Annotated in this window: 5 protein-coding genes; 3 read left to right on the top strand and 2 right to left on the bottom strand. The window is 39.9% G+C overall.

Going from position 1 to position 7,283, the window contains the following annotated elements:
- Nucleotides 1-693 precede the first annotated feature (693 nt).
- On the top strand, nucleotides 694-975 hold the full coding sequence (locus tag HLH14_RS14040) for a hypothetical protein (RefSeq protein ID WP_171533304.1): 282 nt from the start codon (nucleotides 694-696) through the stop codon (nucleotides 973-975).
- A gap of 458 nt (nucleotides 976-1,433) precedes the next feature.
- Here the strand turns inward: HLH14_RS14040 and tyrS are convergent, their stop codons facing one another.
- On the bottom strand, nucleotides 1,434-2,648 hold the full coding sequence (gene tyrS / locus HLH14_RS14045) for a tyrosine--tRNA ligase (protein ID WP_067723842.1): 1,215 nt from the start codon (nucleotides 2,646-2,648) through the stop codon (nucleotides 1,434-1,436).
- An 80-nt stretch (nucleotides 2,649-2,728) separates the two neighbouring features.
- Between tyrS and HLH14_RS14050 the strand changes: the two genes are divergently transcribed.
- A complete protein-coding gene (locus tag HLH14_RS14050; protein ID WP_086194745.1) occupies nucleotides 2,729-3,856 on the top strand; it encodes an anhydro-N-acetylmuramic acid kinase in 1,128 nt (375 codons plus the stop codon).
- Between the two features lie 612 nt (nucleotides 3,857-4,468).
- On the top strand, nucleotides 4,469-5,479 hold the full coding sequence (locus HLH14_RS14055) for a zinc-dependent alcohol dehydrogenase family protein (RefSeq protein ID WP_171533305.1): 1,011 nt from the start codon (nucleotides 4,469-4,471) through the stop codon (nucleotides 5,477-5,479).
- Between the two features lie 75 nt (nucleotides 5,480-5,554).
- Here the strand turns inward: HLH14_RS14055 and HLH14_RS14060 are convergent, their stop codons facing one another.
- Nucleotides 5,555-6,841, bottom strand: coding sequence for a lytic murein transglycosylase (locus HLH14_RS14060; RefSeq protein WP_171533306.1), 1,287 nt, complete (start codon nucleotides 6,839-6,841; stop codon nucleotides 5,555-5,557).
- Between the last annotated feature and the right edge of the window lie 442 nt (nucleotides 6,842-7,283).

Genomic DNA, 7,283 nt, shown 5'->3' on the forward strand with positions numbered 1-7,283 from the left:
ACTTCGAGTAATTTCTACCATCAATCAATGAAAATAATTTCGATCGATCAACCGGTAAAAATCCACACAAGTTGTTCTTCATAATCTCTTAATGATCTATCTCGCTCTTCATCAGAGACAAGAAGCAACAAGATAATCTCAACAACTCAACGCTTCGCGTTTCGTTCGTTTCAACATGTCTCGTTGGTATGCCGCGTATTCTATACAGTTTCTGAAGGGGCGCAACCCCTAAAATGATATATTTATCACGCATGTTTGTTTTTTCTACAAAATCAGTAAAAAACCATGTTTTTTAGTCATTTTTTATACTTTTCTGATGAAAAAATTGGTTTTTTTCAATTTTCTTGGAATTTTATATTTCAACTACCGCCATATATTATCAATCCATCACTTTTTTCTATGGCTATATCTATCTTCGAAATTTCTAATCCAAACATAAATACCCTTCACTTAAATCAAAGCTACACAAACAAGCCAACGACCTACCTGAATGCCCCTTACATATAAGTAAGCATATTTAAAACCCAGTATTCACTCTAGATACCAACTCAATTCCCCTTGAGACTTTTATTCTTATTTAGTGGACTGGCTTTATTAACCTTTGGTGTAGTTCTAGCTATTCGTCGAAAATACGCCATCCAATTATTGTTATGCTTATTGAGCTGTCTGATCACGGCTTTTGGAGTGTGCCTAGTGGTAAAAGGCAATTTAGTCTTCTTGATTGGGGAAGGTTTGTATCAAGCATTTGCGATTCGTTTTAGTTTCAATTTCGGTTCATGCAAAACTTATGGCGATATTATTTTAGTTTTAATTGCAGTGGTCAGTGCTTCTTTATGCCTACATACGATTATTGAGGTGCTAGAAGGAACCATTATGACTGCCTTATGTTTCGGCAGCTTAGTCAAAATGATTTTACCCAAATTCAATTTTATTCACTTTAATACTGCAGCAATACTTATAACTTCTGAAAAATAACCACGCTCATCAAAATCTCCTTAAATAGGGGATTTTTTGCTATCTAGGTAGTGAAAAAAATCAGGTAAATTAAAATTGACTAAATTTTAGATAGAAAAAAAAGAAAGAGATCTCTCCCAAAACCTCTTCCTTGGAGTTGAATCTATAGTTCGATCCATGATGTCATTATTATAGTTATTGGTAAAAATTTAAAAAAAGTCTCTTGGGGAAGAGACTTAAAACTGTGGAGCTTTTGTTATACACGTACCCTCTAGATATGTTTTCTACACAATGTCTAGATGGATAAATCCTATACATAAGCAAAAGAGAATGCAACAGATTTGGCAAAATTTAACTGTTGTTTTTATAAGGTTTTTTTTGAATTTGCTTATTCAAAATATTAATATACGATATAAAAAATAAAAGCAGGCCAAAGCCTGCTTTTATTTCAATAACTTAAATAAAAATTCAAGAAACCATTAGTCGATGAAGGTCACTTTAGCGATTGCTTTTTTACCTGCCTGAATGATGTAAGTTTTGTTCTCGTTGACCGAGAAACCAGCATCAACCACTTCCCAATCCACTTTTACAGCACCACGCGCCACGGCATCTTTGGCCTGTGCGGCATTTTTGGTTAAACCGGCAGTACGTAAAATAGAAGCAATAAACATTTCACCGCCAAATTCCGCACGTGAAATGGTCACTTCTGGGGTGCCTTCAGGCAATTCACCTTCAGTAATGATATTGCCTGCACCTTTATGTGCATTCTCAGCTGCTTCCGCACCATGGAAACGCTCTACCAACTCTAATGCAAGGATCTTCTTAATCTCTTGAGGATTACGACCTTCTTGCATTTCTTTTAATAACACTGCAATTTCATCCAGTGATTTAAAGCTGAGTAGATCAAAATAACGCTCGATCAAAGAATCCGGCATTGAAAGTACTTTTTGGTACATCGCGCCTGGTGCATCAAATACGCCAATATAATTCCCTAAAGATTTAGACATTTTATTCACGCCATCTAAACCTTCAAGAATAGGCACTGTAATGCAGACTTGCGCTTCCTGATCATAACGACCTTGTAGCGTACGACCCATCAACAAGTTAAAGGTCTGGTCTGTACCACCTAGCTCCACATCTGCTTCAAGCGCAATTGAGTCATAACCCTGTACCAATGGATATAAGAATTCATGAATCGCAATCGGCTGATGGTTGTTATAACGCTTGGTAAAGTCATCACGTTCAAGCATACGCGCCACAGTTTGCTGAGACGCCAATTGAATGAGATCGGCTGCGGTTTTTTGTGCAAACCATTCAGAGTTAAAACGAACTTTGGTTTTATTCGGATCAAGGATTTTAAAGACTTGTTCTTGATAAGTTTTTGCATTTTCCAACACTTGTTCACGCGACAATGGCGGACGTGTTGCACTTTTACCTGTCGGGTCGCCAATCATGGCAGTGTAGTCACCAATCAGGAAAGTCACTTCATGACCCAAATCCTGGAACACTTTTAGCTTATTAATCAGTACAGTATGACCTAAATGTAAGTCAGGTGCTGTTGGGTCAAAACCCGCTTTAATTTTTAAAGGACGATTTTCTTTGAGTTTCTTTAACAGATCCTCTTCAGAAATAATCTCATGAGTGCCTCGTTGGATGAGGGCAAGTTGTTCTTCAGCCGGCAGGAAATTTGACATCACAAAACCCAATACATCAGTTATACAATTTGTGCGATATACTAACACTTTTTCAGCATAATGCAGGCTTAACTATCATCATGACAGCGATCTATATTGGGGTAATGACCGGCACCAGCATGGATGGCGTTGACATTGTGGCTGCTTCATTTGATCCATTGCAGCTTCATGCCACCCTCACCTTGCCATTCGATTTGGACTTACGTGATGAACTGATGGCGCTGACTTTACCCGGTGACAACGAAATTGATCGCATGGGCAAAGCAGATGTTGCTTTAGCGCAAATGATTGGTGGTGGCATTAATGAGCTGATTGAAAAGAACCAGCTAGATCGTAGCCAGATTAAAGCCATTGGTTCACATGGACAAACCATTCGCCACCGTCCTGAACATGGTTTTACCTTGCAAATTGGCGATCCCAATATCATTACTGAAATGACCCAGATTCCAGTAATTTCAGATTTCCGACGTCGTGATATGGCTGCTGGTGGTCAAGGTGCACCTTTAGTTCCTGCATTTCATCAAGCCTTATTTCAACACCCAAGCATTCACCGTGTAATTTTAAATTTGGGTGGCATTGCCAATGTCAGCATGTTACCTGCAGGTAATCCAGATGCTGTATATGGTTTTGATACTGGACCTGCCAATATTTTGATGGATGCCTGGTGTCATCGTTATACCGGTCAGCCTTATGATGAAAACGGTAACTGGGCAGCATACGGTCAACCGATTCGAAGCCTGCTCGATCGTTTACAAGGCCATGAATATTTTTCTAAAGAACCGCCGAAAAGTACCGGTCGTGAAGACTTCAACCTAGAATGGTTAGATGAACAAATTTCCGACTGGCGCAATGATCTTGAATATAACGAGTTAGAAGATACCCCTGAAAATGTTCAGGCAACCTTATTAAAACTCACCACACGGGCGATTAAAAAAGCCATTTACCGTTCCGACATGGATACCGGTGAAGTCTATGTTTGTGGTGGTGGGGCCTACAACTCACATTTACTCGAGCAATTGCGCTGGCGTTTGCGCAAACACAATTGGTCAGTACAAACTACCTCTGCAATTGGTTTAGCGCCTACATGGGTTGAAGCCACTGCTTTTGCATGGCTAGCGATGCGTTTTATGAATCAGCAAAGTGGCAACCTACCGACCGTCACAGGTGCGGCAGGCTATCGTGTTTTAGGTACCATTACATCGATTTAAATCAGATCAATCTCAATGAGATCAAAATGCCTGATGACCGTTTCAGGCATTTGGATCCGATCCTATTGCCATTCCATTCAAATACCAAAAGCATACTCAGCTCCAATCGAAGCAAGTTTTACAAATTATCTCAATTCAATATCTTTATTTTGATGAGTTTGCTCGCTCCACCCCATGAGATTCAAGGCAATCTCTATTTTCTTATTCAAAATGAGTCCAAAAGAACGCTAACGCCCTCGCGATAGATAAAACCATGCCGGACATTAAATACGAGCACGATAAACTTTCTAGATGCAGTTTTGCTATAGAGCTTGTACGCAGTGTTACAACCATATCAAGTATGCTAATTCGCAATCCGATCAATTTTACGAGTCCATGATTGATCACGACCTTTATAAAAACTCAGCCTCTCAAGATAAATCAGTTGGCACCACTTAGGTGCATAGCGACTATCGATTAAGCGAATAATGCAATTTCAAGCAGTTAAAATGCACAGAATTTTCTCTCATGTTGAAATATTCAACATCAATGTTATAGCAAGGCTTACAGCTGTAGGCGAATAGATCAAGCATAGTCCATAATGGGCAAATACGGATGAAAAAGGTTAGATTCATGAAAGCAATTATTGTACAAAAACCAGGTGGTTTTGATCGTTTACACGTACAAGAACAAGCTGAAATTTCTGCACCACAAGCAGGTGAAATTCAGGTTGATATTCGTGCCAATTCATTGAACTTCCATGACCTATTGGTTGCTCGTGGTGATTTCCCAACAGAAGAAGGCCGTATCTTACTGTCTGATGGTGCAGGTGTTGTAACCTCAGTGGGTGAAGGTGTCACTGAATTTAAAGTGGGTGATCATGTCGTATCGTGTTTCTTTCCAACATGGCAAGATGGCCCAGCGACCCTCTCTGACTTTGCGACTGTTCCAGGGGACGGTGTTCAGGGCTATGCACTTGATAAAGTCAATGCACCTGCGACAGCGTTCACGCTTTCACCAAAACAATATAACCATGAAGAAGCAGCTACACTCACCACAGCAGGCTTAACAGCTTGGCGTGCACTTGTCGTCGATGGCCATCTACAAGCAGGACAAACGGTTTTAGTTTTAGGAACAGGCGGTGTTTCGATTTTTGCTTTAAAAATGGCTAAATCAATGGGTGCAAAAGTCATTGCAACCACATCTTCAGACCAAAAGAAACAGAAGCTTTTGGAACTCGGTGCCGATCACGTCATTAATTACCGCGATGAAGCAAATTGGGGTGATAAAGTGCTTGAACTCACCCAAGGTCAAGGTGCTGATATTGTCGTTGAAGTCGGTGGTCCAGCAACATTGGCGCAATCGATTCGCGCATGTAAAGTCGGCGGTCATATCGCACTGATTGGTGTACTCACAGGTTATGCGGGTGAAATCCCAACCGTTGAACTCATGGCAAAACAATTATCAATCAAAGGCTTAATTGTTGGTAGTCGTACTCAGCAAAAAGAAATGATCCAAGCCCTTGAAACATATGATTGGAAGCCTGTGATCGACACGGTATTTAGCCTTGATCAATTATCTGAAGCATTCAAGTATCAAGAAGCGGGTAAGCACTTTGGTAAAATTTGTATTCGTCACGATTAATACCTCGAATGAGAAATTGAGTGCAATAAATAAAAAGGTCTGCTTCAAGCAGACCTTTTTATTTCTAAAACATTCTTATTTCATCATTTTCTGCGCATTTTCATTTCGAAATGCACGTAAAATTTGTTGGCCAGCCCGTCCTGTCGGACTCAAGCCCAAACGCTGCTGTTCCTGACGAATCGCTTGACGGGTTTTATCACCAATCAGACCATCGGCAGTACCAATGTCATAACCTTTATTCAGTAAAAACTGCTGAATTTCACGTCGTTCTGCACGCGATGTTCCTGCATCATCTGTTGGCCAGGCGTTACTAAATCCGCCCTGACCCTGTAAACGATCAGACAAATGTGCAATCGCCAAAGCATAACTTTCCGCAGCGTTATAACTATATATAGCATCGAAATTTTTAAAGACTAAAAATACCGGGCCATTTACACCTGCAGGTGCCATTAATCCAGCCGAACTACTCTCAGATAGATTCCCTTGTATTAAGGGACTGCCATCGGCACGAACCACACCACGACTCAACCAGCTGCTTAAAGACTTTTTATTGCGACGCCCTTCATCACTAATTGACATACCTTCAGGAATACGAACCTCAAAGCCCCAAGGCATGCCGGTTTGCCAGCCGCGTTTTTTTAAGAAATTTGCGGTTGAAGCTAAAGCATCTGTGGTGCTTGAAACCAGATCACGACGACCATCGCCATCAAAATCTACTGCAAGCTCCTCGTAAGTTGAAGGCATAAACTGGGTATGACCAAATGCCCCAGCCCATGAGCCTTTCATTTGCTGCTCGGTTAAATCACCACGCTGTAAAATTCGCATCGTGGTAAAGAATTCTCCACGGAAATAACTTTGACGACGACCTTCACAACTTAAAGTGCCCAAGGCCTGCAATAAAGGATAACTTCCGGCAATATCACCAAAATTACTTTCCACACCCCAAACTGCCACCACTGTTTCAGCCGGAACACCATAAGTTGCTGCAACGCGATTGAGTACATCTCGGTGCTGAGCTAATTTTTGACGCCCCAGTTGCACCCGCTCTTCATCCACCAGACCGGATAAATAATCCCAAATTGGGGTAGAAAATTCAGGTTGATAATTTAGTTTTTCAATGACGGAATAATCAGGCGTTAAATTTTGCGTATAGCGGTCATAGGTCGACCCACTCACACCAGAACTGATAGCTTGAGTACGTAAATTGGCAATACATTGCTGAAAATTATTTTGCGGGCTAAAAATTTGATTTGTAGGCGTAGTTGAAGTCACTGTGACACGTTGGCCATTAATAATCAGCTCAGCATTGGCTTGAGTCATTGCAAGAAAAACTGAACCTAAAACGAAAGCTAAGCGACGCATAGTATCCCTGATGGCATTTGAATTTAAATTATGTTTTTACCATACCACCATCAGTCGTTAATTTCTGAATCAAATCGTAAATTTAAATTCATTTACCTTCATTTTAAATTCATATTCTGTTTTTAAATTTAAAAAGTTATCCACAGTTTGTATTTTTAAAACTTTTAAATTCAAAAACACTCAAAATATGAATTTAAATTTCTTCTTTAAATTTAAAACGCAGTTTTTAAATTTAAACATTCTGTGGATAAGTTAATTTCTTTTTTTCATACCCTTAAATGAGTAAAACTTTAAATTCAAAAGTCTGTTTTTAAATTTAAAAGTTTAAATTCATTAGATCTCTTGCGAAAGTCATTATTGCAAGTTTATCCGGTTTACGAGTGCAGCAATTAAGTTAATGCGTAAGCCGAATCTTTTCCGTCTATTTCGATAGCGTTCACTT

Origin of the sequence: Acinetobacter terrae (assembly GCF_013004375.1) — a bacterium.
GTDB lineage: Bacteria > Pseudomonadota > Gammaproteobacteria > Pseudomonadales > Moraxellaceae > Acinetobacter > Acinetobacter terrae.